Here is a 26,551-nt window from a genome sequence, read left to right as displayed (position 1 = left end):
TATCCGACCATGCCGACACTCGAAGTCTATCTGCCTCAAGGTCACTCCGACGAGCGCAAGGCATCGCTCATTCACGGTCTGACTCAAGCGACCGTCGACGCCATCGGCGCGCCCGCCGAGTCGGTGCGCATCCTGCTGTCGGAGTTACCCGCCTCGAACATCGGGCTGGGCGGAAAGCTGTCGCCCGCTGCGTTGCCGGTCATCGTCGCGATCTTGATTGCGGGCCGCACGGAGACGCAGAAAGAAGCGTTGATCAGGCATCTGTCAGAGATCAGCGCCTCCGTCCTGGATGTGCCCTTGCAGTCCACGCGCGTCATGATCAAAGACATTCCCAATACCGATTTCGGCTTGGGCGGAAAGACCGCGCGCGCGTTGGGCCGCTAAGTCGACGTCAGACGCAATCAGCACCCTTTGCCGTGATCCGGGCGCCGGACATGTCGTTCTGCTCGTGAGGAACTAAAATGACATTCGATACTCGCTGCCTGCCGCTGCGTGTGCTGTTCTGCTGCGGAGTCACTCAGAATTTCTTCGACTTGCCGCGTGAGCAAATCGACGATGTATGGCAGGCGTACGGCAAGATGCTCAGTGCCGTCGATGCAATGGAAAACGTACGAGTGCTGGGTGTCATGGATGACGACCGGCTTGTCGTCGGCAACGCCGAAGGGGCACTGTGGACCTTCTACATCATGGCCGACGTCGCCGACTTCGAGACTGCCGTTGCGGTCTGCAATCTGTATCGCACGACGCCTGTGGGCGAATACAACCTTTGGCGCTACGGCAAGATCGAAGCGCGCGTCGGCCGTGCGCTGACGGTTCCGCCAGCCGTGACCAACAAGGCGTGAGTCATGAGTGACACGAACATTGAGAGCCTGCAACTGCGCTTGCGCCTGCTGGAAGCGCACAACGCGGTTCGCAAGACCATTGCCCGATACATGGCGCTCTGCGATGTGCCGGCTCGCGCACTGGACGGTGAATCGCTGAGGACCCTTTTTAGCGACGATGCCGTGTGGGAAGGCATCGGTCCCCGGTATGCGGACAAGTTCGGCCGCTTGCAGGGGCCCAGCGCTATCGTCACGATGCTGCAGCGTTACCTGCCGCCCACGCCGCATTTTGCGACGAACCTTCACTTTCTCACGAGCGAGCATATTGAGGTGCAAGCCGACACCGCGAAGGGCCGCTGGATCATGTTGCAGGCATCCGGCTATGTCGATGCGAAAGCCGAATTCATTGCGGCGCGGCTCGAAGTGGACTTTAATCCTTCCCCGCACAGTGAAGACGTCTGGTTGATTCGTCACTTCCGCACGGAGCGCATTTTCGACGCGCCCTGGCAAATGAATCCCGCGCAAGGAGTCCATGCATGAGTGCCTTTCTGCGGATGTTCGATCTCGCTTCGCACGCCGCTGCCAATGCGCCGACGATCGCAATCAAGGACAGCATTGACGTAGCCGGCTATCCGACGACCGCGGCCAGCCGCGCGCTTGCCGATGCGTCGCCCGCGACGCGGCATGCAGAAGTCGTGCAGCGTCTTCTCGATGCAGGCTGGCGCATTACCGGCAAGGCGAACATGCACGAACTCGCGTTCGGCATGACAGGAATCAACGACTTCAGTGGGACGCCCGTCAATCCGCAAGACCCGGCTCGTATTCCCGGCGGTTCGTCGAGCGGATCGGCATCGGCAGTAGGATCGAAGCTGGTCGATGCGGCCCTCGGCACCGATACCGGCGGTTCCGTACGCTGCCCTGCTGCATGCTGCGGCGTCATAGGACTGAAGCCGACGTTCGGACGCGTGTCGCGCGAAGGCGTCGCGCCGCGCCAGACAACGCTCGACTGTGTCGGTCCTTTTGCACGCAACATGGACACCATCATCGACGTGATGCTCGCGATCGATGCGTCATTCCAGGGCGGCCGGTCACGCCGCGACGTGACCGGACTGCGCGTCGCGCTGCCTGAAGTCGAATCCGACGGCGAAATCCGCGATGCCGTGACGGCGGCCGTCGCACGCAGCGGACTGGCGTCGCGTGTCGTACAGCTCGAATCCCTGCCTGACGCCTTCGCGGCCGGGCTTGCTGTCATCAACGCCGAGACATGGCATGCTTTTGGCCATCTCGTCGGTGGCGGACAACTCGGCCCAGACATCACGGCCCGCCTGAAAGCCGCCGCGAACACGCGGGCCTCCGAACTCGTTGCAGCCGAGCGCATCCGTCGCGTCTTCACGGACCAGGTCGACCGCGTGCTGGAAGACTCGGACGTCCTCATTCTTCCGACGCTGCCGTCGCTGCCTATCACGACAGAGGCCGCGAGAGCGGGCACTTCGGTGATCGCAATGTCGTCGCTTATTCGGCCGTTCAATCTGAGCGGCCATCCGGCGCTGACGCTACCGGTTCCGATCGACCGGATGTCGCTCAAGGCGGGGTTGCAGATTGTCGGTCGACGCGGCGACGACGAGACGGTTTGCGCCGTCGCCGCATACATCGAAGCAATGCTCGCTTGCAATGCGGATTGAAAGAACCGACACCATGACGAAGAGAGTCGTGCTCGTGACCGGCGCTGCCCGCGGGCTGGGAGAAGTGGTGGCGCGCCGCTTTCATCATGCCGGTTACAACGTCGCGCTGGCCGATATCGCTGTCGATGCCGCGCAAAGGCTTGCGCGCGAACTGAGCACCGACGCAGCGAGCGCATTCGCACTGAAGCTCGACGTGACGAAGAAGGCAGATTTCGAGGCGGCACGCGATGCGCTGCTCGACCGCTGGGGTGCGATCGACGTGCTCGTGAACAATGCGGGCGCATCAAAGGTCGTACCCGCAATGAATATCACCGCCGAGCAATTCGACGAGGTAATGGACGTTAATCTGCGCAGCGTGCTGTTCGGCTGTCAGGTGTTCGGGCAGCACTTTGCGACGCAAGGCGCCGGACGCATCGTGAACATTGCCTCGCTCGCGGGACAGAACGGCGGCTCCGCTACCGGCGCCCACTACGCCGCTGCCAAAGGCGGCGCCATCACGCTCACTAAAACTTTTGCGCGCGATCTCGCCGCGCATGGTGTGACCGTCAACGCAATATCGCCGGGTCCGCTCGATCTGGCTGTCGTTCACGAAAGCGTACCGGCGCAGAAACTGCATGAGGTGATTGCGGGCATTCCGGTAGGCCGCCTTGGCTCCGCGAGCTATATAGCTGATGTCGCCGTGCTGCTCGCGTCCACCGATGCCTACTTTGCCAACGGCGCGTGCTGGGATATCAACGGCGGACTCTTCATGCGCTGAGCGCAAAGCGACGCGGTGTGCTCCTGCAGCCACCTTCCCGTAGAGGTCCTTCCGATGGGCCGCATCAAACCGAAGCATACCCACCCGTCTGATCACCAACTTCCTTCGACGCAGCGACCGAGTCGCTTCTGACTAGTCCGTGCAAGTCCCGCGTTACCTCGCCGCGCAGGGAGATAAGCGCGACAGCCCGAGCTCACGGGCGGATGGCCTGGCGAACGTATCGGGTGCATTGTCGGACGGCGCGCGACGAATTGCATCCGTCCAGCTGATATGGATGGCCCATTTCGGCGGATTGGCGCTGGCGCGCGAATGCGTCGACACTTTCGTTCGTGCGCGCAGATGTGCCACTGACTGCAATCGGCTATCCGACGGCCACACATTGCAATAGCACCCCAACGTCAGCCCCAAGGAAACAACTACTCGCAGCTTCGCACTTCGCACGAAGCGGTAGTCAAGCAACAAGCTTGCTGATTGGTTCGGCGTCCGCGCTGTTCAGTTCTTAGAACGACTCATTGTCTCCGGAGAAACGCAATGCTCAAAAAAAATGAGGGCAACGTCCTGCTTTCGCCGTCCGCACTGGCGCCAGCGGTCGTTGTGTCAGCTGCCTTGTTCACAGCCGGATGCGGCGGCGATACTGACACCGCGCCGGTGACGAGCCACACAGCCGCGCCGAGCTGTTCTGATCTCTCTTCCACAACGATAGCCGACACGACCTTCACCCTTACCAAGAACATGCCAGCGGGCGATTTCGCACCGCCCACGGGCGCGACTATCAAAGGCCTGCCGGCGTTCTGCAGAGTCGCGGCCACTGTCAAGCCGACGTCCGACTCCAACATCAAAGTGGAACTGTGGCTTCCGACCGCTTGGAACGGCAAATACCTCGGCACGGGAAACGGAGGCCTGGGCGGCACTATCGACTACGAAGCCTTGGCCAATGGCTTGCGGCGCGGGTTCGCCGTTGCCAATACTGACCTCGGTACATCGGCAGGCGTGGCAAGCATGATCGGGCATGTCGAGACGATCATCGACTTCGGGCATCGCGCGACGCACCTGATGACCACATTATCGAAGACGCTCGTCAACCGTTTCTATGCGAAGGCGCCCTCCTACTCTTACTGGTTCGGATGCTCCACCGGGGGCGGTCAGGGCATGCACGAGGCACAACAGTATCCGGGGGACTACGACGGCATCGTGGCTGGCGCACCGGGTGCCGCTCGCGTCCCTGCGCATCTTTCTTACCAGTGGGCGTGGGCGGCGACCCAGCAAGACCCGACGAGCAATCTCACGGTCGCTAAGCGCAAGCTCTGGGCCGACCACGTCATGAGCGCTTGCGACGAGCTGGATGGACTGAAGGACGGCGTCATCGGCCGGCCAGACATGTGCAAGGTCGATCCAGCGGTGCTTCAGTGCAAGTCCGCCGACGCGGCTGATTGCCTGACAGCCGGGCAGGTCAGTGCACTGCGCAAGATTTACGCGGGGCCCACCAATCCTGTGACAGGCGCACAACTGTCCTATGGATATCTGCCCGGTACCGAACTCGATCTCTCGACTGCGGCGACTACGCCGACCTCGGCGCCGCCCTTCCCCTTTCCATTTCAGTGGGTATGGGGGGTCAACTGGGACTGGAGAAGCTTTAACTGGGCTAGCGACGTTGATGTGATGCACAACACCCTAGACTTCGCAGTGGATGCATCGAATCCTGACCTCACGGCATTCGCGGCGCATGGCGGAAAGCTCATCGTTTTTCAAGGACTCGCCGATGGCATTCAGGTGCCGGGAGCTGCGATTGCCTACCGCCAGAGTGTCGAGAACCGCATGCCAGGTCAGTCCGATAAATTTATGAAGCTGTTCACCGCACCGGGAATGGATCATTGCCGCAATGGCGTCGGCCCGAACGTTTTCGGTAACCTTAATCCAGGATTTCCAATTGCGCCAGACGATCCTACACATGACCTTTTGGCCGCCGCGCAGTCGTGGGTCGAGAAAGGTCGCGTGCCCGACCAGCTTATTGCGACCAAGTACGCGAACAACTCTCCGACCGGCGCTGTTGAACGGACCATGCCCTTGTGCCCGTGGCCGAAAGTCAGCAGATACAACGGCACGGGCGATGTCAATTCGGCCGATAGCTTCAGCTGTATCGATCCTTCCTAGCGCAAGAAACGCGGAGTAAGCACGGCGCTCGATCGCGCCTACGCGGGCGTCCTGTCGGTGACGGGGCGCCTGGTCCATTGGGTGCGTTATGTGTTGCGGATGATGCGGACGGGAACTGCTCAGTATGCCTTGCCGATGCTATAGCCCACACTACTTCCGTAATATCTAACCAGATGAACGCAATTCATATGGGACATTATTGTCCCGAATTTGACGGCAGAAAATCACTCTTCGATACTCGATTCCGCTCTGCACAGCAGAGCCCGCCGCAGCAACGGTCATGGCGGTAATGTATGCGGGATCATAGAGGGGACGATGGCATCATGACTACACAGAGACGTAAAGCTCCAGGAAAGACCAACCGGGCTGTGCTGAAGCAAGACACACTGATGCGCTTGCCTGCACTGCTCACCTTTCCAATTCTCGCAGTGGCGCTGTCTGCTTGTGGAGGTGACAGCTCTTCGAATTCCTCTGATCCCACAATTGCGATGACGGCCGATGGTGCTGTCCAGGGCGTGGCGGCTAACGGCGTGGTGGCGTACAAGGGTATTCCCTTTGCGGCTCCTCCCGTCGGAAGCTTGCGCTGGCGCCCGCCCCAGCCCGTCTCTGCATGGAGCGGTGTGCGGCAGGCCACGTCTTTTGTTCACGACTGCATGCAAACGAGCGGCCCGAATTCCGGACTGACGGTCGCCCCGTCGGAAGATTGTCTGTACCTCAACGTATGGCGCCCGCAAAACAGCACTGGCAAGAACTTGCCTGTGATGGTCTGGGTCTACGGCGGTGCATACGTCGTTGGCGGAACATCGATGCCGCGCTATGACGGCACGCAGTTCGCCAAGGAAGGGGTTGTTATCGTCACAGTCAATTACCGTCTCGGTCGCTTCGGCTTCTTTGCGCATCCTGCACTCACCACGGCCGCTGCTCAGTCAGGCGAAACGTTGGGTAATTACGGCTATATGGACCAGATCGCCGCCTTGAAATGGGTACAGCGCAACATCGCAAATTTCGGCGGCGACCCCACGAACGTCACGATATTCGGTGAATCGGCTGGAGGTGAATCTATTCACAACCTGCTGACATCGCCGTTGGCATCAGGACTGTTTGCGAAGGCGATCAATGAGTCCGGCAATGGACGCGTCGACCAGTACTATGGCCGTACGCTCACGCGTAACGCCAAGACGGTCGGGGCTTCTGCTGAAGAACTGGGTGCTTCATTCGCCAGTGGACTGGGAATCAACGGGAGTGACGCCAGTTCGCTGGACGCTCTACGTGCGCTTTCGGCAGATCAAGTCCTCGATGGGTTGGACACCTCAACGTTGAACACATCGCACGGCCTGGCGACGTTCTCGGGCGGCGCGATCATCGACGGGAAAATCGTGGTTGACGAACCGGAGAATCAGTACAAGGCGGGGCACTTTGCGAAGGTCCCGCTCATGATTGGGGTGAACAATGCCGACCTCGGATTTCCGAGTCGAGGCATCACGACGAAGGAGCAGGCGTACGCGATCTTTGGCCCTCAAAACTCGAGCGCTGCCGCTGCGGCGTTCGATCCGACCGGCACCGCCTCCGTGGCGTCGATTGAGAGCCAAATTTCTCGTGTCATTACGATGGATGAGCCCGCACGCTTTGTAGCCAGAATTTTTACGGCTAACGGCGCGCCGACGTATCTCTATCGTTTTTCGTATGTCGCTCAGTCGATCAGAGATAAAGTCGCCGGCGCCACGCATGGTGCAGAGATTCCGTACGTGTTTGACACCCTTTCCGCCTCCTACGGGACGGCTGTCACGAGTCAAGACGAACAGGTGGCGCGTAACATGATCGCCTACTGGACCGCGTTCGCAAAAACGGGAAATCCGTCTAACGCGGGTCTAATCAACTGGCCGGCATACAACACTGCACTCGACAACCAATTGGAATTCAATTCAGCAGGCACCTTGCAGGTGAACCAGCCGAGTCCGTTGAAAGCCCAAATCGATCTTGTTGAGCCGCTTAATGACGCAAATCAAACGGTAAATCGGCAGTATCAGTAATTGCTCCGCACGACTAGGTCGATGAGGTCGCTATGCGCGGCTGCCATCGACCCTCGCGATTTATAGTGAGGTCACCGATGAACTTCAAGCGTTGAGCGGCGCGCGGGTGCCCCTTTCTGCCGTCAGAGTGAAGTGCGCGGGAGTTGCTGAACGAGATGCCGCGCGGTCGCCGAAGTCGCGCACGGACGGGCCGTTACTTCACAGCCGGAAAATCGAGCGTCGTATCGTTCACGCGATTGACGAGGTTCGTGAACGTGATCGATGCGATGGCTAGATTGATCTCGATGAGCTGGCGTTCCGTATAGCCAGCCGCCCGCACCGCATCGACGACCGCAACGGGAACCGTACCGTGTGTGCCGACGAGCGTACGGACATACGCGACAAGCGAATCGCGCGCGGCGTCGCCGGTAGCCGCGCCAGCGCGCACCTGCTTCATCTGATCGCTCGTCAGGCCTGCCAGCTTGCCCATCAGCGTGTGAGCGGCGACGCAGTAATCACACCCCGCGTATTCGCTGACCGCCAGCTTGATCACTTCGATATCGGCCTTGCCGAGCGTGCTCGCCGCGACCGCGGCATCGAACGCCAGCACCGCGCCGAGCGCTTCGGGGCTTTGCGTGCCAACGGTTGCATATGCGTTGGGCACCTTGCCGACAGCGTTCTTGATCTTCGCGAACACTTCGGCGGCCGCGCCGGTTGCCTCTTCAGGGCGAATGGTGGTGAGACGGGACATGATCGACTCCTTGCTTCGTGGTTGAACGGTTAGCCATGTCGTATGGCATGGGAGTCAGTGTAGGGATGCGCGGCTGTTTTTTTAATGCCATACTGCCGCAACTCCATGCTCAAACGTCTCATATGGAAATGCTCGACCGATTGCTGTCGATGATGCCGGTCACCGGGCGGCTTGACGTGCGGTGCCACTTCGGCGCGCCGTGGCGCATCGACCATCCCGAGTCGAGCGAGTGGGAACTCCCCTATCACATCCTGTTGCGCGGCGAGGCTGTCGTCGAGTGCGAGACGGGCGGAGAAGAAGAACCGACGCTCCGGATGAAGGCGGGTGACATCGTGGTGTTTCCGTCCGGCAGCGCCCATCGGCTGCACGACGGCAGCGGCGAGGCGCCGCGCGCAACGCGCGAACGGCACAGGAACGGCCTGACTGTTGCGACGAACGGCAGCGCCGATGCGAACACCGACGTGCTGTGCGGGCGCTTCGTGCTGCCCGCCGTCCCGCAGCAATTGCTGCGCGGCCATCTGCCGCGACGTCTGATCGTGAGCAGCGTAACCGCGGTCGATGGACAGACGCGCGACGCCGCGTTCGCAGCCACGCGACTCGCCCGGGTCATCGAACTGATGCGCGAGGAAGTACTGGAGCAACGCGCCGGCAGTGCCGCGGTCGTGGATCATCTGTCCGGCGCGCTGTTCGCGTTGACCTTGCGCAGTGCGTCCGAGGCAGGCCACGCGCCGCGCGGGCTGCTTGCACTGGCACAACGTCATCGGTTGCAGCCGGCGCTCGCAGCCATGTTCGACGAGCCCGAAAAACCCTGGACGCTGGCACAGCTGGCCGACCGATGCCACATGTCGCGCGCGACGTTCGCACGCCACTTCGACGAGGCAATCAGTCGCTCGGCAAGCGATGTCCTGACGGAAATCCGCATGGCGATGGCCGGGCGAAAGCTGGCGCAAACGACGATGTCCGTCGCCGAGATCGGCGAATCGGTCGGCTATCGATCCGAGGCCGCGTTCCAACGGGTGTTCAAACGGCAGGTGGGCATGACGCCGGCGAAGTGGCGCATGCGATCGTCGCGAATCGCGGAGCCGGAAGTGCGTTCATCCTGACGCACGATGCTTGCGCCGCGTTCTCCCGTCGACGATGCATGCTGCCTGCACGAACAACGATCGTCCCGCACCGGCCCCTCAGGCGGAGCAGGTTCGAAACTTTGCTATGCTGGCCGCCGCCATGCGGCGACATGGATGCGCACGATGCGCGTAAGGCCACGTTCACTTCACCCGGATATCTTTCATACATGGACAGGCTCCAGGCCATGACCACCTTCGTCACGGTGGTCGAGACGGAAGGGTTCGCATCGGCGGCGCGCAAGCTGAACGTATCGCCGTCGGTGATTAGCCGCGTGATGACGGAACTCGAGGAATATCTCGGCGTGCGGCTGTTGACGCGGACGACGCGCGTGGTCCGCATCACCGATGCGGGCGCGTCGTTTTACGAAGACTGCCGGCGCATTCTGGCGGACATCGACGCGGCCGAGCTTTCCGCCACCGGCACCGGCAATGCGCCACGCGGCCAGCTCACCGTCACGGCGCCCGTGCTGTTCGGCAAGAGCTACGTGACGCCGATCGCGCTCGAGTATCTGGAGCAGCATCCTTTCGTCAATCTCAACTGCTGGTTTCTGGACCGTGTCGTGAATCTCGTCGATGAGGGCGCCGACGTGGCCGTGCGCATCGGCGAGCTGCCGAACTCGTCGCTGCAGGCGATCTCAGTCGGCAAGGTACGCCGCGTGCTGTGCGCGTCTCCCGCTTATCTGGACGCGCACGGCACGCCGCAGCATCCGGATGATCTCGCGGCTCACGTCACGATTCAGGCGACGGGCATCACGCCGGCCCCCGAATGGCGCTTCCGCGTGCGGGACAAGGCGCTCGCCGTCCCTATCCAGCCACGCCTGCTGACCACGACGAACGATTCCGCGATCGCCGCGGCAACGGCCGGTCTCGGCATCGTGCGCCTGCTGTCCTATCAGGTGGTCGACGAACTCGCGCAAGGCGCGCTGCGCGTGCTCCTGGCCGAGCACGAACTTGCCCCGCTTCCGGTTCACGTCGTGCATCGCGAGGGCAGGTACGCTAACCGGAAAGCGCGCGCGTTCATCGATCTCTGCGTCGAAAAGCTGAGAGCCCAGGCGCCGATGTGGTCTGCATAGCAGGCACCGGCGAGTCGGCGCGGTGCGCGCGCGGCGGAACCGTCCCGACCGGCACGCGTATCAGGCATCGCGTTCGGTAGGCAGGCAAGCAGCGCCTACAGGCCGAGATCGCCCAGGCCGGGATGATCGTCGGGCCTGCGCCCGAGCGGCCAGAAGAACTTCCGGTCGGCCTCGGCGATCGGCAGATCGTTGATGCACGCATGGCGGTGATGCATGAGGCCATCGTCACCGAATTCCCAGTTCTCGTTGCCGTACGACCGATACCAGTTCTGCGCGTCGTCGCGCCACTCGTAGGCGAAGCGCACGGCGATCCGGTTGCCGCCGTATGCCCACAACTCCTTGATGAGCCGGTAGTCGAGTTCGCGCTGCCACTTGCGTGTGAGCAGCGCGACGATCGCCGGGCGGCCGGTTGCGAATTCGGCGCGGTTGCGCCACACGCTGTCGACGCTGTACGCGAGCGAAACCAGCTCCGGATTGCGCGTGTTCCACCCGTCTTCGGCGCGCCGCACTTTTTCGATTGCCGTCTCCAGCGAAAACGGCGGAAGCGGCGGGCGAACTAAGTTGAGGTCTTTCATGATCACACTCCCTTCGTGGGGAATCGTCGCCGGGCGACGAGGGTTTTGAATTACACGTCGATCAGCAGACGGTCGCCGCCGCCCGATTCGCGATGCGCAGGCACCGCGCAGCAGATCAGCGCTTCGTCGTCCGCTACCTTGAATTCCGGCGCGACCGTATACGTCACCGCGCCTTCGACGATCCGGGTGCGGCACGTGCCGCAACTGCCTCCGCGGCACCCGTATTCGGGCGTCAGGCCGCGCGCCTCGGCCAGGTCCAGCAGCGAGCCGCTGCCCGGTTGCCAGCGCGCTTCCTTGCCCGACTTGACGAACGCGACAGGTGTCGGCATATCCGCCGGCGCACGCAGCGGGGTACTCGCGCCCGCATCGGCTCGACGCCTGAGCCCGGAAGGGCCGAACGACTCCGCGTGGATTCGGTGGTCCGCCACGTTCAGGTCGCGAAGCCCGTCATAGACCGCTTGCATGAAGCCCGACGGTCCGCACAGATAGAAGTCGTAGTCGTCGAACGGCAGCGTGGCACGCAGCAGGTTCGCATCGATGCGGCCCGCGACGTCGAACTCGTCGCCTTCGCGCGCGCCGGTCGCGTCCGACAGGACGCGCACCACGTTCACCGCACCGTTCGCGGCCAACTCGAGCTGGCCGATCTCGTCGCCGAACGCACGCTCCTTCAGGGAGCGTGCGGCGTGAAAGAACCAGGTCTTGCGCGTGCCGCGCTTGCGCGCGCCTTCGTAGACAATGTGACGCAACATCGCCAGCATCGGCGTCACCCCGACACCGGCCGCCAGCAACACGGCAGGCCGGCGCTCGAGTGCATCGATCGTGAATTGCCCGGCGGGCGCCCGGACGTCGATGCGGTCGCCGACCCGCACCCCGTCATGCAGATGCGACGACACGCGCCCTTCCCGCTTGACGCTGATGCGATACACGCGGTCCGACGGCGCGCTCGACAACGTATAGGTGCGGATGAGCGGATCGCCGCCTTCCGGCAGGTGCACGCGAATCGGCACGTGCTGACCCGCCAGGTGCGGCACCAGCCCGGCGCCGTCCTCGGGTTCGAGCTGGAACGAGCGAATCAGCGTGCTCTCGTCGGTGATTTTTGCGACCCTGAACGGACGCCACGCCCGTGCCAGTTTGGCCGCGCTCAAGCGACTCGCGGCCTCGTCCCAGCTCCCTGTCATCAGCGAGTTGGGCGACCAGCCTTCCGCCCGGAACGTCCAGCGCAACGGCATTGCGCCGGCACGATAAACGACGCGTCGCGGCTTGAAGCGCCACAGTCGCTCCGCGCCCTGAAAAGCGGCGATCTCCGGCGAATCGAGGTCGACTTCGGCTTCGCCGGTCATCTGCAACACGTCGCCCGTTTCGAAGTCGGCGAACACGATGCCCGCGCGCGAATTGACCAGGAAGTTACCGAGCGTCGCGAAAAACAGGTTGCCGGCGAAATCCGGAATCGTCAGCACGCCGTCGTCGCCGATGCGCACGAACCCCGCCTTGCCGCCGCGATGCGAAACGTCGACCTGACGCTCGGCGCCGTCGCCGACGTAGGACGCCACGAACAGCGTGTCGGCAGCCGCGATGATCGCGCCGGCGCGATCGTCGAGACGATCGCTTTCCTCCGGTGCGATCGCGGAGAACGTATCGGGTTCGCGTACGAACGCGAAATCGCGCAACTGGATGTATTGCGGGCAGTTGCCGAAGCTCTGCACGACGTCGAGATCGAATGCGCGCGTCTCGCCGCGACGGATCATGCCGTTCAGGCGATTGCGACGCCGCGTATGCAGTTCGATGCCGAGCAGGCCGATCGCCGCGCCGTCGTGCGTGCCGCCGGCAGCCGGATCGTTCGGATCGAATACGGTGTCGATGCGCAGGCGTTTGTCGTTCGGTGACTGCATGAAGCCGGGCTGCCCGAATGCGAACGTCGCCCACGCATCGCCGTCGTCGGCCACCGCACCGACGACGACGAAAGGTAACTGCGCGAAGAACGCGCGATGTTGGTCGGGCATGTGGTTCCTGACGAAGCGTCGTCCCACACTGTCCATCTTCTGCATCACGCCTGTCTTTTCCTGCAGCTCGAGTTCGCCCCGATGCCAGGGCGAGTTCGCTTCATTCGATACCGTGCTCACGATGTGTCTCCTCGACGGATTCCGCACATGACGCATTCGGCGCGCCGTGACGCGTCGGCGTCGCCCTCCGTCACCGCGAGGGCAACGCGCCGACCTCGGTCACGCAGCGGCCGCGAGCCCGACCGGCGTCTTCACGAACTCGACGAAGCCCGGCAACGCTTCGATGCGGCGCAGCCACGCCGCGACGTTCGTATAGCCGGACAGGTCCACATTGCCTTCGGGCGCGCGTGCAACGTAGCCATACAACGCGACGTCGGCGATGGTCGGCTTCGGCCCGACGATGAAGTCGCGCCCCGCGAGTTCGGCGTCGATGAGCGCGAGGATGCGATGCGCACGGGCAATCACTTCGTCGGCGTTGAACTTCGCACCGAAGACCGTGATGAGCCGCGCGGCGGCCGGGCCGAATGCGATCTCGCCGGCCGCGACGGACAACCAGCGCTGCACGGCGGCTTCCTGCACGGGCGATTGCGGGAGGTAGTCGCTGTTGCCCGAGGTGCGCGCGAGATACACGAGGATGGCATTCGAATCGGCGATCACGGTATCCCCGTGGACCAGCACCGGCACCTGGCCGAAGCGGTTCAGCGCCAGAAATTCAGGCGACTTGTGCGCGCCGGCGGCGAGGTCGACTTCGATCAGTTCGTGCTCGATGCCGAGCAGCGAGATGAGCAGGCGGGCGCGGTGCGAATGACCGGAAAGCGGGTGAACGTAGAGCTTCATGACTGTTTCCCTGTGGAAGGTGCGATGAGCAGGTCTCATCGCTTGGGGCAAGTCTAGAAACTCGGCGGTCGCGACAGAATCCCCGCTGCGGAGAATTGATCGTTCTCGTTTCGAGAATAGTCGGACGAACGCACCGAGCGCCCGCCGCGGCGGAAACGGGAGTGTTGCCGCCACGATCACGGAAACAGCCGCAAGCGAACCGAGCGTGCGCCGACATTGGAGGGTAGCGTCACGTGCGACACGACCGCCCGCAGCGATTTAGCTGTGATCATTGCCGCAATGAACGGTAAAGCTGCCGTTAGCGAATGCTGGTGGACTGCCAGCACGGCGATTTGACTGCTCTGCCCGGCCCCGCGCCTGACGGTCCGAAGAAGTTGATCGCAACGGCGCTCGCATCGCCGGCCCGACGCTGATAAACCATCGACATATGCAAGTCGGTGCGCTTAGACACCCGATACGTGATGCCCGCATCCACCCGATGCCATCTTGGCCGGTCGCCGATCGCGAACAGCGTCGCGCCGCTACCGGTGAACGCTAGTTGACTACTCTCCCGGCTTCCGGCGATAGCGGGGCGACATGCACCCACGAACCATCACCGACAGGCAGCGAGCCTCGTCGGTATGATTTCGCCTTCCCAAGAGGCAGAACTCTGCGCCCTGACAACTCATACCCGCGCGGCATATCGCCTCCACAGCAGCCTGGCCCCAGCGAATTCATGCGCCGCGCGCACGGATTGACAGTGCCAATCGGTGCACCCGAAACTGAGCATCCCTTTCCATCGCTGCGGTCATCGGAATGAACTTCGAGATATCGGACTTGCGGGCCTTCGTCGCGACGGCCGACCTGGGCAGCTTTCGCGCCGCGGCCGACACATTGCATCTATCGGCGTCCGCGCTATCGCGTCGGATAGAAAAACTGGAGGAAGTGCTGGGCGTCAGACTGTTCGAGCGAACGACACGGAAGATGGACCTGACGATCGTCGGTCGCGGGTTTCTCGAGCGCGCTCACCGCATCCTCAACGAGGTCGACAACTCGATGCTCGAGTTCGACGATCTTGCGCGCAAAATGACCGGCGAACTCACTGTCGCATGCGTGCCGTCGGCGGTGCGCTATTTCCTTCCGGAAGCCATTGCGACCTATCATCAGCGTTACCCGGGCATTCGCCTTCGTCTCATCGACGAGCCATCGTCGATGGTCTTTCTCGCCGTCGCGCGTGGGGAAGCCGATTTTGGCCTGACTTACGTCGGCACTGAAGAGCCGGACATCGAATTCACACCGCTGCTCGACGACCCTTTCGTGCTCGCCTGCCCGCGCAGTCATCCGCTCGCAAAACGCAAATCCGTCGCGTGGGCGGAACTCGCGAACCTCGAATACTTGGCCATCGCACAAGGCAGCGGCAATCGCGCGGTCATAGACGAAGCGCTGGCGGGCGTCGCCGACCGGCCCAAATGGTTCTGCGAGGTACGCCACGTGCCCGCTCTCGTGAGTCTGATCGAAGCCGGCCTGGGTGTCGGTGTCGTGCCGCGGCTCGCGATGCCCCGCGGCCCGCACAAAGCCCTGACCAGTGTCGCGCTCGTCGATCCGCCCATCCGGCGAACGCTGGGGGTACTCCAGCGTCGCGGCCGCGGTTTGTCCTCGGCGGGCCGCTTCTTCCTTCAGTTGTTGACGGAAATGCGTGCGCCCGATCTGCCGCCTGCCAGCTCTACTGCATAAGCGAGTGCCGCCGCCCGGACTTCAGGCGGCACGGCAAGGCGTTCGTGCGCATCCGGTGGTCGGGTTCGATTCGTGCGCACCACGCACCAATCAATCGAAAATATGCGTTTGTTGCGTGAACCGCTCCTGCACGATCATGTGCGAAACGCAAGCGTCGTGCCGTGCGCAGCCGCTTGAACCGCACAGCGTTCAAATCGAAGGAGACAACGCATTCCATGACCCAGCCCACTCCAACCCACGGCATCGTCAGCAAGGCACATCTGACCGAGCTGACGATCGAGGCCCTCTGCTCGCTCGGCCTGACGCGCACCGACGCGACGGACACCGCCACGATCCTCGTACTTGCCGATCTGTTCGGTTTGCGCACGCACGGCACGAGCCGCATCGAGTCGTACGGCGCGCGCCTGCGCATCGGCGGCATCAATCCCGCGCCTTCGATCACCGCCGAACAGGTGGCGCCGGCGCTTCACCGCCTCGACGGCGACAACGGCATCGGCCCGCTCGTCGGCTATCGCGCACTCGAGCTGGCGATGACTGCTGCACGCGAACATGGCATCGCCTGTGTGTTCGTGCGCGGCAGCAACCACTTCGGCCCCGTGTCACCGTATTCGTACCTGGCCGCGATGCAGGGCTTCGCCAGCATCATCGGCAGTAACGCAACGACGACGATCGCGCCGTGGGGCGGCACCGACGCTCGCCTGGGCAACAGTCCCGTCGGCTTTGGCGTCCCCGACCCGAATGGCCGTCCGTTCATGCTCGACATGGCGATCAGCGTCGCGGCCCGGGCGAAGATTCGCAACGCGCTCAAGCGCGGCGAACCGATTCCCGGCGATTGGGCAACCGATGCACAGGGCAAACCGACCACCGATCCGAAAGCCGCGCTCGATGGCTTCCTGCTGCCGATCGGCGGCCACAAGGGCTACGGCCTCGCGCTGGTGGTCGATCTGTTCGCGGGACTGCTTTCCGGCGCCGCCTATCTCACGCACGTCAAGTCGTGGGAAGACGATCCCGAACAACCGCAGAACCTTGGCCACTTCTTCATCCTCATCGATACGACCAAGCTCGGCAGCACCGAATGGCTCGCCAAGCATATGGCCGACTATGCGGCGATCTTGCACGGCTCCAAACCCGCCGATCCGGACGTGCCCGTGATCGTGCCCGGCGAGATCGAACTCGGCCGCCTGGAGCGCCAGATGGCGGAGGGCATCGATATCGGCGCGGCCCAGCTCGCCATGCTCGAAGGGATCGCGCATCCGCGGCGCTGAACGCCTCGTTCGCGAGCGTGGCCCGCCACGCTCGCGCGGTTCCGAACGCGCGGCGCGGCGGCGAACCGACCAAGCGGCGGACCGGATGGCGCGTACGAGCGCCCGGCCGTCAAGCACATAACAAGCTCCAAGGAGCGACAGGTGACAAACATTCGATGGCGCATCGTCCTGCTGCTGTTCATCGCAGGCTTCATCAACTATCTCGACCGTGCGGCGCTGTCCGTCGCGGCGCCCGCCGTCATGCGGGAACTGCATATGTCGCCGAGCAGCCTCGGGCTGCTGTTTTCGACGTTCTTCATCGGCTATGCGGTATTCAATTTCATTGGCGGATGGGCGGCGGACCGCTGGGGCGGCAAGCGGGTTTTCTCGGGAGCCGTCCTGACCTGGTCGTTGCTATGCGGCGCGACCGGCCTTGCCAGCGGCTTCGGATCGCTGCTGGCAGTGCGCACCCTGTTCGGCATGGCCGAAGGTCCGCTCGCGACGACGATCAACAAGATCGTGAACAACTGGTTCCCGCACAAGGAATCGGCGACCGCGTTCGGCTTCGCGAATTGCGGCCTGCCGCTGGGCGGCGCGGTGGCGGGGCCGGTAGTCGGCCTGTTGACTGCCGCTTACGGCTGGCGCGTCGCATTCGCCGGAATCGCGTGTTTCGGCTTGCTCTGGCTGGTGTTCTGGGTGTTCATGGCGACGGACAAGCCGCACCAGCATGCACGCGTCTCCGCTGAAGAACGCCGGCTGATCGAATCCGATCGAAGCGTCGCCGAAAGCCCTTCCGACCTGCGGTCCATCGGCTTCTACCTCAGGCAGCCTGCAATTCTCGCGGCGATGATTTCGTACTTCGGTTACAGCTACATCCTGTTTTTCTTTCTCACGTGGTTCCCCACCTTTCTGACGATGGACCGTCACCTGAGCCTCAAAAGCATGAGTCTCGCGACGGTGCTGCCCTGGCTGCTCGGGTTCGTCGGCTACGGACTGAGCGGCGTGCTGTCCGATCTGATCTTTCGCCGGACGGGCAATGCCCTGCTTGCGCGCAAGCGGGTATTGATCGCCTGTCTCGGCACGGCAGGCCTGTGCGTCACGCTGGCCGGCGCCGTGACCACGACGCTCGGTGCGCTGCTGCTGATGGCCATTGCGGTGTTTGCCCTTTATCTGAGCGGCAGCGCCTATTGGGCGCTGATCCAGGACACGATCCCCGGCCCGAAACTCGGCAGTGTCGGTGGATGCGTACATGCGATCGCGAACTGCGCAGGCATCGTCGGCCCGGCTGCAACCGGCTTTCTCGTGCAGGAAAGCCATACGTTCCTCAGCGCGTTCCTTCTCGCGGGCGGTATCGCGCTGGCCAGCGTACTTGCCGTGGCGATACTGCTGAGGCCCCGAGCGCCGGCGCAACGCGCGTCGAGCGATGCGCGGGTCTGTAGCTGAAGGCCCCGCTCCCACCCTTGAATGTCAGTTCTTCACACCATCAACATGAAACCCGATCCATCCGTCATTCACGCATTCACCCCTGCCGGCAAGCTGCGGGCATCGATCAATCTCGGGAACCCCATTCTCGCGGGCAAGGACGCATCGGGTGCCCCGACCGGTGTTTCGGTCGACCTGGCGCGCGCCTTTGCCGCAACGCTCGGTGTCGCGCTCGAACTGGTGGTCTTCGATACGGCGGGCAAGTCCGTTCAGGCGGTCAGCGACGAACGAGCAGACGTCGGCTTCTTCGCCATCGATCCACGGCGAGGAGAAACCATCGCGTTTACGGATCCTTACGTGCTGATCGAAGGCTATTACATGGTGCGCGCTGCGTCGCCGATTCGCACCAACGACGATGTCGACCAGCCGTCGATCCGCGTGGCAGTTGGCGAGGGAAGCGCCTACGATTTGTTCCTCACTCGCGAGTTGAAGCATGCGCGGATCGTGCGGGCACCGTCATCTCCTACCGTTGTCCGAACGTTCCTCGATGAGGGCCTGGAAGTCGCTGCCGGCGTCAAGCAACAGCTCGTGGCGGACGCCCGTCAGGCACCTGGCCTGCGCTTGCTCGACGAGCGATTCATGGTGATCCGTCAGGCGATGGGTTTGCCCAAGAGCCGCGGTGCGGCGGCAGCCGAGACGTTGCGGGCATTCGTGGAGGAAGCAAAGGCATCCGGGTTCGTCGCCGAGGCTCTCGCGCGGCACAAGATCGCCGGCGCGTCGGTGGCGCCCGCTGCGTAGGCCGATTCTGCCGATGCGTCGTCGGCTTGGGGTCGGTCCGAAACGCGCGCGGCCGATCGCGTCCGCGCTGGGGCGAGGGCAATGGTCGCGCCACCCTGTATCGCCATGCCGATCGACGTAAGCATCACGGCGGGTGCCACGCGCCCATGCCCGGAGGAGAGTCCGACGAGCAACCCGGCAAGCGGCTGCGTCGCGTTGTTCAGCAGGACGATGACGCCCGTCGTCTTGCCTTAGTCCCGCGGGGGGATGACCGCCTACCGCGCGCTGCGGATGTATACGTTGAACATCTTTTCGAAACCGGCGACGTACATCGCGATCGAACCCGACAGCCTCATCACCAAGCCGCAGGCCGCAATCGCAACGAATGCAACGACACCGAGCAGCACGCGCGATACCTCGATACGCGCGACGAACAGCAGGATCACGACCGTCGCGACGGCACCCACGACCTGCAGCGCGGCGTAGAACCCGCCTGACTGCCGAAACATGCGGGTGACCATGGCAGCCGACGTTGCCAGTGTCGTACCGATCACGAGGTTTTCCGCCGCCGCAAGCATGATCGGCAGCGAGCGCCCCGGCAGCGTGAGGACATGCGTCAGCGCCACGCCGAACGGCGCATACCATGGCCCCGCCACGCGCTCGGGACGCGCGATGCGCGCCGTGCTGGTCCGTTGCCATACAAGCGCCGACATATCCGCCGCGACAAACAGTAACGCCTCGCACGCGACGCCCCATTCCCAGGTGCACAATCCCGGCCGCGCCGCCGCGACGATGGGCCCGAGCACGACGCCCAACTGATCGGCGAGCTGCGAATGGGCCAGCACTTCCTCGACGCGCTGCTGCGGAAGAATCTGCGGCAGCAGCACCTCTCGAGCGACGAGACCCGGGCTCGTGAGCGCACCGCATACGGCGGACAGCGCGATCAGCCAGCTGATTCCGCTCCAGGCGACATAGCCGACGATGCCAATCAGGCAAGCGACAGCCCGGCTGGCCTGGCTCATTCGCAGCACGCGAGGGGATCCGCGGTCGGTCAGTGCACCGCAGATCGGGAAAGCAATGAATCGCGGGAGCGTTTCGATGAAAAAAGCGAGCCCGGACCACGTTGCTTTCTGGGTGTCCTGAAAGACGACGAGCGGTACCAGAAATAGCAGCATCTGGTCTGCAAGACGCGCCAGAAAGAGCGAACCCAGAAAGGCCGGCTAATCGATGCGCATCGCGCGTATGCCCTCGCATGATTGGTGGGAACGCGTCCGAGTATGCGAGCACAGCCTCCCTACCGCCCCAAAACCCGCTCCACCAGCCTCACGAAATAGCTCGCGCCCACGGGCAGCAACGCATCGTTGAAGTCGTAACTCGCGTTATGCAGCAGGCAAGGCCCGCCGCCATGCCCATGCACGCGATGATCGCCCGCCCCATTTCCGAGGAACGCATAACACCCCGGCTTCTCGCGCAGCATGAACGAGAAATCCTCCGCCGCCATGGTCGGATCGACTGCGGCGTTTACGTGCGCGTCGCCCACCAGCTCGCGCATCACCGCCACCGCCACCGCCGTCTGCTCGGCGTCGTTCACGGTAGCCGGATACTGGCGCTGGAAATCCACGTCGCTCTCGCAATCGAAGGCCATGGCCGTTGCGGCCACCACGGCACGCATGCGCGTCTCGATCAGATCGAGCGTCGCATCGGAGAAGGTCCGCACCGTGCCACCGAGCCAGGCATCGGTCGGCACCACGTTCATCGCCTCGCCCGCATGCACCTGCGTAACCGACAGCACCGCGCCGTCGACCGGATTCCGGTTGCGCGTGACGATCCCCTGCAGCGCGCTCAGCACCTGCCCCGCCGCGAACACCGGATCGCGGCCCAGATGCGGCATGGCCGCGTGGCAGCCGGCCCCGCGCAAGTTGATCCGGAACAGGCTGGTCGAGGCCATCAGCGGCCCCGGCCGCACAGCGAAATCGCCGGCCGCGATACCGGGCCAGTTGTGCAGCCCGAACACCGCGTCCACGGGGAAACGCTCGAACAGGCCATCCTCGATCATCGCGCGCGCGCCGCCGCCCGCCTCCTCGGCCGGCTGGAAGAACAGCTGCACGGTGCCGTCGAACTCGCCATGCCGCGCCAGATGACGCGCGGCCCCGAGCAGCATGGCCGTGTGCCCGTCGTGGCCGCAGGCATGCATCGCGCCGGGCACCGTCGAGCGATGCGCGAAGGTGTTGGCCTCCTGCACGGGCAGCGCGTCCATGTCGGCGCGCAAGCCGATGGCGCGCGGGCTGCTGCCGCGCTTCAAGGTGCCGACCACGCCGGTACGGCCGACGCCACGCGTGACGGCATAGCCCCATTGCTCGAGCCACGCGGCGACGAGCTCTGCAGTGCGGAACACGTCGTAGCCGACCTCGGGATGGGCATGGATATCGCGGCGTATTGCCGTCAGTTCGTCGGCGTGCGCGACGATGGAATCGATCAGTTTCATGCGGATGGGAACGCTTTGTCGGTCGTCGCGGCACGGCGGCGGGCCCGTCCATGCCGCCCGCCGCCGTGCCGCGAGGCATCAGATATGGAACAGTTGCGCCACCAGAGTCGCGCCGATGAACGTGCCGGCATTGGCCACGAAGGACACCAGCACGATGCGCCAGCCGAGCCTGCGGAAGGCCGGGATGTCCTTGGCGATCGACAGCCCCGCGAACACCAGCATCGGCGTCGTCACCCCGAGGAAATCGTTGTGCGAGCTGAGCGCGGCGATCTGCGAAGCCCACGGCGACCACGGCGAGGTCAGGAACATCGCCACGACCGATACCCAGCAGACCGCCGGAATCCGCCGCCCCGTCACGCTCGCCAACGCATCGCCGACGATCGTCGCGCACACCATGATCGCGATTCCCGGCAGTCCCGCCAGCGGCGTGGTGCCATGGGCGATCCAGTCGCACACCAGCGCCATCGCGGCCGTCACGATCCAGGCCAGCAGCTTGCCGCCGTAGCCGAGCGCGGGCGCCTCGGTCCGCACGTCACCCAGCGACGGGCTGGCCGCCTCGGGCTGCGCCGATGCCTTCGTGGTGCGGCCGATCAGCGGCTCCAGCACGCGATAGCCCCAGACTGCGAGCGGCAGCGAGATGAACAGCGTGAAGTAGGTGCCGATGGTGGTGGTAATCAGGTTGCTGGCCGCGGCGAACGCGAGCACCGATTTCGCCGTCTCCGGGTCCTGCTGCGCGGCGATCGCGCCCGAGGCGGCCGCCATCATGCTGCCCGAACCGACACCCGAGCCCATCGCCAGCGCGAGCGGATCGAAGATGCCGAGGCTGCTCACGAAACCCGCGAACACGGCAATGAACACCGCACCGAACACGGTGCCGGTCAGATACTCGGCCAGCACGCCGCGCCCCTCGGCCGAATCCATGCCGTACTTCTCGCCGATGATCGCCAGGCTCGGCTCGCGGCCCACCGAAAACGTCGCGCCGATCGCCTCGCGCTTGATGCCGAGCAGCAACGCGAGCGGCAGGCCGAGCAGGATGGTGCCGACGAAGTGGCCGAATTCCTGGAAGGCCAGCGCCCAGCCGGCCGACGCCAGCTTCGGCAGCGCGCTGCCCACCATCAGCCCGAGCTTGGAGACAAACAGCAGCAGCGCCGGCTGCAGGATCGCGGCCGCGAAGAACTGGTCGGGTACGCTCAGGCGCGCGCTGCTGTTCCAGCGCGCGCTGGCCAGCCCCACCGCGGCGCCGAGCAGCAGCGCCCAGATCATCGGCAGCAGCACGACCTTGCCGGGCCCGAGCTTGAACGTGAACGAGCCGATCCATTCGGCGACCAGAAGGATGCCGGCCGCGTAAAGCAGGACCTTGGCGGTGGCCGCGCCGCCAAGCTCGCGGCGCTCGATACCCAGTGCGTGTTCCATGACGAGTCTCCCCTTGAAGCCCGGCTGCCGTCGAATGTGGGCCGGTGGTTACAGATAACCGAATGCGGTGGCCGGCGCTTCGGCCGTCTCGACCCATACGCTCTTGGTCTGCGTGTATTCGTACAGTGCCTCGACCCCGCTCGAGCGGCCGTAGCCGCTCATGCCGTAGCCGCCGAACGGGGAAGCCACGTTGATGGTCTTGTAGCCGTTGACCCAGAAGGTGCCGGCATTCACCTGCGCGGCCACACGATGCGCACGCGCCACGTCGGTCGTCCAGGCCGCACCGGCCAGGCCGAAGTCGGTGTCGTTGGCGATCGCGATCGCCTCCTCCTCGGTGTCGAACGGGATGGCGGCCGCCACCGGCCCGAAGATCTCGGTGCGCGCAACCTCCATCGAGTTAGACACGCCGGTCAACACGGTCGGCGCGACGAAGTAGCCGCCGCGGCCTTCCCCGACGCGCTCGGCCGAGCCGCATGCGAGCGTGGCGCCAGCCGCCACGCCGCTCTCGATCATCGACATCACGTGGTCATACTGTTTGCGATTGTTGATCGGGCCTACCTCGGTCGCCTCGTCGAGCGGTGCGCCGACACGGATCTTCTTCGCGCCGGCCGCCACCATCGCGACGAATTCGTCGTAGACGGCGCGCTGCACCAGCAGACGCGAGCCGGCCACGCAACTCTGGCCCGCGCCGGCGAAGATCGCGGCCTGGGCGGTCAGCGCGGCGCGCTTGAGATCGGCATCCGCGAACACGATATTGGCCGACTTGCCGCCCAGCTCCAGCACGCACGGCAGTACGCGGCGCGCGGCGGCCTCGGCGATGCGCGCACCGGTCGCCGGCGAACCGACGAACACCACCTTGCTGACCACGCGATGCGCGATCGCGGCCTGCCCCGCGGTATGGCCGAAGCCAGCCAGCACGTTGACCAGGCCACGCGGCAGCCCGGCCCGCTCGCCGAGCCGGGCGACCGCCAGCGACGTGAAGGGTGTCAGCTCCGAGGGCTTGAGCAGCACGCCGTTGCCCATCGCCACCGCGGGCGCCACCTGCCAGCCGCAGGTGAACACCGGCGCGTTCCAGGGCGTGATCTGCAGCACCACGCCGGCCGGCTCGCGGCGCGTGTAGTTGAGGTGCGAGGTCGGCACCGGGATCACGCTGCCGTAGAACTTGTCGGTCCAACCCGCGTAGTACTCAAACATCTCGGCGACCTTGCCTACCTCGCCGCGGCAGTCGCGAATCGGCTTGCCCGAGCCGAGCGCCTCCAGCCGCGCGATCGCCTCGGCCTCGGCGCGGACCGCGCGCGCCACTTCCTGCATCACGCGACCGCGCGCGGCATGCGTCAGCGCCCACCATTCGCGCTGCGCGCGGCGCGCACTTTCGGCGGCATGGTCGATCACGGCTGCGCCGGCGTCGCGGTAGGCGAGCGTGGCTTCGCCCGTCGCCGCATCGTAAAGCTGGATCGTATCGCCCTGGCCGGCGACGAGCTCGCCGTCGATATACGAGCCGATCGCGGAGGCACCGGGAAAGAACTGCGCGAAGGCGGCGAGCAACTGGTCTGCGTGCTGGGTCATCTTGGGTTTCCGTATGGGTGGGTCGAACGGGATCGTGGCGCGGGCTGCCCGCCCTCAAGCGGGGTCGAGGAAGTCGACGATGCGGTTGAAGTCCTCGCCGTCGGCGACGGATAACTCGCTGGCAGCCCACACGCGCGCCGCCTCGCGCGCCACCGGCGCGACGCTGTCGAACTGGTCGAGCAGCCCCAGCGCGAGCCGCACGTCCTTGCGCATCAGTTTCATGGTGAAACCGGAGTCGAACTTGCCATTGAAGATCCAGGTCGGGTAGTTGGTCAGCGTCGCGCTGTTGCGCCCGGAGCCGCCGTTGAGCGCTTCGACCAGCTTTTCCGGATCGACACCGGCCGCGCGCGCGGTGCGCACTGCCTCGCTGGCGACGAGCAGGTGCACGCCGGTCAGCAGATTGTTGAGCAGCTTGGTGACGTGGCCGGCGCCCACCGGGCCCACGTGCACGCGCTTGGCGCTGATCACCGAGAGGACCGGCTCGACGGCCGCGATATCGCTGTCCGAGCCGCCCAGCACCATGGTCATGGTGGCAGTGGCCGCGCCCTTCGGGCCGCCGCTCACCGGCCCGTCGACGAAGCCGATGCCGCGCGCGGCCAGCGCCGCCGCCACGCGCCGCGTGCTGTCCGGATCGGCCGTGGTGGTGTCGATCACGATGCTGCCCGGCCTCGCGTTCTCGAGTACGCCGCCCGCACCGACCACCACCGCCTCGACCACCGCTGAAGTCGGCAGCGACAGCAGCAGCACGTCGGCATCGCGGGCGACCTCGGCCACCGAATCGCGCGCCGACAGGACCTCCTGTTCGGCCAGCCCGCGCGCCACGCCCGGCGCCGCGTCGTAGCCCAGCACCGTGTAGCCGCCGCGCCGCAGCGAACCCGCCATGCCGCGCCCCATGTTGCCCAGACCGATCACGCCCACCGTTTTCATCCGACGACTCCCGATAGCTGTTGGTTCGAGGGCGGCGCGTCAACTTGCGCCCGCCTTGCATGACAACGATCTTCGGGCCGGCGAACCGTATAATCAATCAACGCCAATATTGAGATTGTTCTATTTTTTAGAACGCCACGATCATGAGCGACACCCTTACCGACAGCCGGATCGTCTATTTCTACGAGGCCGTGCGCTGCGGCACGATCCGCGCCGCGGCCGACTGGCTGGACGTGGCGCCCTCGGCCGTGAGCCGCCAGATCGGGTTGCTGGAGAAAGAACTCGACGCCACGCTGGTGGAGCGCCACGCGCGCGGCGTGACGCCCACCGACGCAGGACGCTGCGTGATCGAGTATTTCCGCGAGCAGCTCGCGCACCGCGACGACCTGATCTCGCGCCTGCAGGAGTTGCGCGGGCTCAAGACCGGGCAGGTCAGCCTTGTGCTCGGCGAGGGGTTCGTCTCGGATCTGTTGGCCGGGCCGATGCAGCAGTTCTGCCGGCAGTTCCCCGGGATCCGCGTCAACCTCGACGTGGGCAGCACCAACGACGTGATCCGCAAAATCTCTAACGACGAGGGCGAGATCGGCCTCGTCTACAACCCGCCCGCCGAACCCAAGCTGGTGTCGCGCGCGTCGAAGCGGCAGCCGATGATGGCAATCGTCGGCCCCGATTTCCCTCGCCGCAGCCACAAGGTGCTGACGGTGCAGCAACTCGCGACCTACCCGCTGGCGGCGACTCACCCGTCGTACGGCACGCGGCAGATGATGGAGGCCGTGGAATATGCCGAGCGCGTGCGTCTAGCGCCGATCATCACCACCAATTCCTTCGCGATCCTGAAGGAGTTCGTGAAATCGGGACTCGGCATCTCGGTGATGCCAGCCTTCGCGGTGGCTGCCGAACTGCAGGCCAAGGAGCTGTTCGCGATCGAGATCGCGCATCCGATCCTAGAGAACGCCGAGGCGCACATGGTCACGCGCGTGGGTCGCAAGCTGTCGGTGGCCGCCAATAAGATGCTGCAGATGATGACGGGGCAGATGCGGGCGTTTCGTTAGGGACTGGCGTGGGCCGTGCCGCTGGTCCTGCTCGCGACGCAAGGGCGGGCGGAGAGACGGTTTCATAAAACCCGCCGGTTCCGCTGCAAGGGGTTCCAGCGAACCGAGCAACAACCGAGCTTGCCCCTCATCGCCGCTCACGGCGCCTGGACGGCCCCGTCAGACCCGGGGG

22 protein-coding genes and 1 pseudogene are annotated in these 26,551 nt (G+C 64.5%); 14 read left to right on the top strand and 9 right to left on the bottom strand.

The window, feature by feature from the left end; genetic code table 11:
* Positions 1 to 9 precede the first annotated feature (9 nt).
* The 7 genes from WK25_RS18235 to WK25_RS18200 all read left to right on the top strand — a co-directional run bounded on the left by WK25_RS18235 (position 10) and on the right by WK25_RS18200 (position 7,441).
* A complete protein-coding gene (locus tag WK25_RS18235) occupies positions 10 to 384 on the top strand; it encodes a tautomerase family protein (RefSeq protein WP_069242295.1) in 375 nt (124 codons plus the stop codon).
* A 77-nt stretch (positions 385 to 461) separates the two neighbouring features.
* Entirely contained in the window at positions 462 to 842 is a 381-nt protein-coding gene (locus WK25_RS18230) for a hypothetical protein (protein ID WP_038571427.1), read from the top strand.
* A 3-nt stretch (positions 843 to 845) separates the two neighbouring features.
* Complete coding sequence (locus tag WK25_RS18225; RefSeq protein WP_069242294.1) at positions 846 to 1,361, top strand: nuclear transport factor 2 family protein; 516 nt, start codon at positions 846 to 848, stop codon at positions 1,359 to 1,361.
* The gene (locus WK25_RS18220; RefSeq protein ID WP_038571424.1) at positions 1,358 to 2,503 is read left to right on the top strand and encodes an amidase; all 1,146 of its coding nucleotides are present in this window, start codon (positions 1,358 to 1,360) and stop codon (positions 2,501 to 2,503) included. Before WK25_RS18225 ends, WK25_RS18220 begins: the two co-directional genes overlap by 4 nt.
* 13 nt (positions 2,504 to 2,516) lie before the next feature.
* Positions 2,517 to 3,260, top strand: coding sequence for an SDR family NAD(P)-dependent oxidoreductase (locus tag WK25_RS18215; RefSeq protein ID WP_069242293.1), 744 nt, complete (start codon positions 2,517 to 2,519; stop codon positions 3,258 to 3,260).
* Positions 3,261 to 3,791: 531 nt separating this feature from the next.
* Positions 3,792 to 5,411, top strand: a complete 1,620-nt coding sequence (locus WK25_RS18205; protein WP_083253041.1) for a tannase/feruloyl esterase family alpha/beta hydrolase — start codon at positions 3,792 to 3,794, stop codon at positions 5,409 to 5,411.
* Positions 5,412 to 5,734: 323 nt separating this feature from the next.
* The gene (locus tag WK25_RS18200) at positions 5,735 to 7,441 is read left to right on the top strand and encodes a carboxylesterase/lipase family protein (RefSeq protein ID WP_069242291.1); all 1,707 of its coding nucleotides are present in this window, start codon (positions 5,735 to 5,737) and stop codon (positions 7,439 to 7,441) included.
* Between the two features lie 193 nt (positions 7,442 to 7,634).
* On the opposite strand, the gene WK25_RS18195 is transcribed toward WK25_RS18200, so the two are convergent.
* Positions 7,635 to 8,171, bottom strand: a complete 537-nt coding sequence (locus tag WK25_RS18195) for a carboxymuconolactone decarboxylase family protein (RefSeq protein WP_038571416.1) — start codon at positions 8,169 to 8,171, stop codon at positions 7,635 to 7,637.
* A gap of 122 nt (positions 8,172 to 8,293) precedes the next feature.
* Here WK25_RS18195 and WK25_RS18190 point away from each other — a divergent pair, with 122 nt between their 5' ends.
* Both WK25_RS18190 and WK25_RS18185 read left to right on the top strand, forming a co-directional pair.
* The gene (locus WK25_RS18190; protein WP_226209222.1) at positions 8,294 to 9,274 is read left to right on the top strand and encodes an AraC family transcriptional regulator; all 981 of its coding nucleotides are present in this window, start codon (positions 8,294 to 8,296) and stop codon (positions 9,272 to 9,274) included.
* 188 nt (positions 9,275 to 9,462) lie between these two features.
* Positions 9,463 to 10,368, top strand: coding sequence for a LysR family transcriptional regulator (locus tag WK25_RS18185; protein WP_069242289.1), 906 nt, complete (start codon positions 9,463 to 9,465; stop codon positions 10,366 to 10,368).
* A gap of 95 nt (positions 10,369 to 10,463) precedes the next feature.
* Here the strand turns inward: WK25_RS18185 and WK25_RS18180 are convergent, their stop codons facing one another.
* The 3 genes from WK25_RS18180 to WK25_RS18170 all read right to left on the bottom strand — a co-directional run bounded on the left by WK25_RS18180 (position 10,464) and on the right by WK25_RS18170 (position 13,780).
* Entirely contained in the window at positions 10,464 to 10,943 is a 480-nt protein-coding gene (locus WK25_RS18180; protein ID WP_059544992.1) for a DUF1348 family protein, read from the bottom strand.
* 50 nt (positions 10,944 to 10,993) lie between these two features.
* Complete coding sequence (locus WK25_RS18175) at positions 10,994 to 13,063, bottom strand: pyridoxamine 5'-phosphate oxidase family protein (protein WP_069242288.1); 2,070 nt, start codon at positions 13,061 to 13,063, stop codon at positions 10,994 to 10,996.
* A 99-nt stretch (positions 13,064 to 13,162) separates the two neighbouring features.
* On the bottom strand, positions 13,163 to 13,780 hold the full coding sequence (locus WK25_RS18170) for a glutathione S-transferase family protein (RefSeq protein ID WP_069242287.1): 618 nt from the start codon (positions 13,778 to 13,780) through the stop codon (positions 13,163 to 13,165).
* Positions 13,781 to 14,575: 795 nt separating this feature from the next.
* Here WK25_RS18170 and WK25_RS18165 point away from each other — a divergent pair.
* The 4 genes from WK25_RS18165 (at position 14,576) to WK25_RS18150 (ending at position 18,957) form a co-directional block, all read left to right on the top strand.
* Entirely contained in the window at positions 14,576 to 15,493 is a 918-nt protein-coding gene (locus tag WK25_RS18165; RefSeq protein ID WP_038571401.1) for a LysR family transcriptional regulator, read from the top strand.
* Positions 15,494 to 15,708: 215 nt separating this feature from the next.
* On the top strand, positions 15,709 to 16,758 hold the full coding sequence (locus tag WK25_RS18160) for an Ldh family oxidoreductase (protein WP_069242286.1): 1,050 nt from the start codon (positions 15,709 to 15,711) through the stop codon (positions 16,756 to 16,758).
* 141 nt (positions 16,759 to 16,899) lie between these two features.
* The gene (locus WK25_RS18155) at positions 16,900 to 18,180 is read left to right on the top strand and encodes an MFS transporter (RefSeq protein ID WP_059545001.1); all 1,281 of its coding nucleotides are present in this window, start codon (positions 16,900 to 16,902) and stop codon (positions 18,178 to 18,180) included.
* Positions 18,181 to 18,225: 45 nt separating this feature from the next.
* Positions 18,226 to 18,957 carry an ABC transporter substrate-binding protein gene (locus tag WK25_RS18150; protein ID WP_038571394.1) on the top strand — a complete coding sequence of 244 codons (732 nt, stop codon included), beginning with the start codon at positions 18,226 to 18,228 and terminating at the stop codon, positions 18,955 to 18,957.
* 35 nt (positions 18,958 to 18,992) lie between these two features.
* Here the strand turns inward: WK25_RS18150 and WK25_RS18145 are convergent.
* From WK25_RS18145 to WK25_RS18125, 5 genes and pseudogenes are all read right to left on the bottom strand, one after another.
* A pseudogene (locus WK25_RS18145) lies at positions 18,993 to 20,111 on the bottom strand (MFS transporter); the annotation flags it as partial.
* A 119-nt stretch (positions 20,112 to 20,230) separates the two neighbouring features.
* Complete coding sequence (locus WK25_RS18140; protein WP_038571392.1) at positions 20,231 to 21,421, bottom strand: M20 aminoacylase family protein; 1,191 nt, start codon at positions 21,419 to 21,421, stop codon at positions 20,231 to 20,233.
* A 78-nt stretch (positions 21,422 to 21,499) separates the two neighbouring features.
* Positions 21,500 to 22,834 (bottom strand): DUF3100 domain-containing protein, encoded by a 1,335-nt coding sequence (locus WK25_RS18135; protein WP_038571391.1) that lies wholly within the window; start codon positions 22,832 to 22,834, stop codon positions 21,500 to 21,502.
* Between the two features lie 48 nt (positions 22,835 to 22,882).
* The gene (locus WK25_RS18130) at positions 22,883 to 24,400 is read right to left on the bottom strand and encodes an aldehyde dehydrogenase family protein (protein ID WP_059545002.1); all 1,518 of its coding nucleotides are present in this window, start codon (positions 24,398 to 24,400) and stop codon (positions 22,883 to 22,885) included.
* A 54-nt stretch (positions 24,401 to 24,454) separates the two neighbouring features.
* Positions 24,455 to 25,327: an NAD(P)-dependent oxidoreductase gene (locus tag WK25_RS18125; RefSeq protein ID WP_069242285.1), complete on the bottom strand. Its 873-nt coding sequence runs from the start codon at positions 25,325 to 25,327 to the stop codon at positions 24,455 to 24,457.
* Between the two features lie 143 nt (positions 25,328 to 25,470).
* Here WK25_RS18125 and WK25_RS18120 point away from each other — a divergent pair, with 143 nt between their 5' ends.
* Positions 25,471 to 26,379 (top strand): LysR family transcriptional regulator, encoded by a 909-nt coding sequence (locus tag WK25_RS18120; RefSeq protein WP_006753468.1) that lies wholly within the window; start codon positions 25,471 to 25,473, stop codon positions 26,377 to 26,379.
* Positions 26,380 to 26,551 lie beyond the last annotated feature (172 nt).

The sequence above is a fragment of the Burkholderia latens genome, assembly GCF_001718795.1.
GTDB classification, from domain to species: Bacteria; Pseudomonadota; Gammaproteobacteria; order Burkholderiales; family Burkholderiaceae; genus Burkholderia; species Burkholderia latens_A.
The sequence above is the reverse complement of the archived record's forward strand: the minus strand, read 5'-3'. Positions and strand labels throughout refer to the sequence as shown.

What these genes read in the sequence shown, in the direction of transcription:
- WK25_RS18235 (WP_069242295.1), top strand. Translation starts at nt 10, where the DNA reads ATGCCGACACTCGAAGTCTATCTGCCTCAAGGTCACTCCGACGAGCGC.
- WK25_RS18230 (WP_038571427.1), top strand. Translation starts at nt 462, where the DNA reads ATGACATTCGATACTCGCTGCCTGCCGCTGCGTGTGCTGTTCTGCTGC.
- WK25_RS18225 (WP_069242294.1), top strand. Translation starts at nt 846, where the DNA reads ATGAGTGACACGAACATTGAGAGCCTGCAACTGCGCTTGCGCCTGCTG.
- WK25_RS18220 (WP_038571424.1), top strand. Translation starts at nt 1,358, where the DNA reads ATGAGTGCCTTTCTGCGGATGTTCGATCTCGCTTCGCACGCCGCTGCC.
- WK25_RS18215 (WP_069242293.1), top strand. Translation starts at nt 2,517, where the DNA reads ATGACGAAGAGAGTCGTGCTCGTGACCGGCGCTGCCCGCGGGCTGGGA.
- WK25_RS18205 (WP_083253041.1), top strand. Translation starts at nt 3,792, where the DNA reads ATGCTCAAAAAAAATGAGGGCAACGTCCTGCTTTCGCCGTCCGCACTG.
- WK25_RS18200 (WP_069242291.1), top strand. Translation starts at nt 5,735, where the DNA reads ATGACTACACAGAGACGTAAAGCTCCAGGAAAGACCAACCGGGCTGTG.
- WK25_RS18195 (WP_038571416.1), bottom strand. Translation starts at nt 8,171, where the DNA reads ATGTCCCGTCTCACCACCATTCGCCCTGAAGAGGCAACCGGCGCGGCC.
- WK25_RS18190 (WP_226209222.1), top strand. Translation starts at nt 8,294, where the DNA reads ATGGAAATGCTCGACCGATTGCTGTCGATGATGCCGGTCACCGGGCGG.
- WK25_RS18185 (WP_069242289.1), top strand. Translation starts at nt 9,463, where the DNA reads ATGGACAGGCTCCAGGCCATGACCACCTTCGTCACGGTGGTCGAGACG.
- WK25_RS18180 (WP_059544992.1), bottom strand. Translation starts at nt 10,943, where the DNA reads ATGAAAGACCTCAACTTAGTTCGCCCGCCGCTTCCGCCGTTTTCGCTG.
- WK25_RS18170 (WP_069242287.1), bottom strand. Translation starts at nt 13,780, where the DNA reads ATGAAGCTCTACGTTCACCCGCTTTCCGGTCATTCGCACCGCGCCCGC.
- WK25_RS18165 (WP_038571401.1), top strand. Translation starts at nt 14,576, where the DNA reads ATGAACTTCGAGATATCGGACTTGCGGGCCTTCGTCGCGACGGCCGAC.
- WK25_RS18160 (WP_069242286.1), top strand. Translation starts at nt 15,709, where the DNA reads ATGACCCAGCCCACTCCAACCCACGGCATCGTCAGCAAGGCACATCTG.
- WK25_RS18150 (WP_038571394.1), top strand. Translation starts at nt 18,226, where the DNA reads ATGAAACCCGATCCATCCGTCATTCACGCATTCACCCCTGCCGGCAAG.
- WK25_RS18140 (WP_038571392.1), bottom strand. Translation starts at nt 21,421, where the DNA reads ATGAAACTGATCGATTCCATCGTCGCGCACGCCGACGAACTGACGGCA.
- WK25_RS18135 (WP_038571391.1), bottom strand. Translation starts at nt 22,834, where the DNA reads ATGGAACACGCACTGGGTATCGAGCGCCGCGAGCTTGGCGGCGCGGCC.
- WK25_RS18130 (WP_059545002.1), bottom strand. Translation starts at nt 24,400, where the DNA reads ATGACCCAGCACGCAGACCAGTTGCTCGCCGCCTTCGCGCAGTTCTTT.
- WK25_RS18125 (WP_069242285.1), bottom strand. Translation starts at nt 25,327, where the DNA reads ATGAAAACGGTGGGCGTGATCGGTCTGGGCAACATGGGGCGCGGCATG.
- WK25_RS18120 (WP_006753468.1), top strand. Translation starts at nt 25,471, where the DNA reads ATGAGCGACACCCTTACCGACAGCCGGATCGTCTATTTCTACGAGGCC.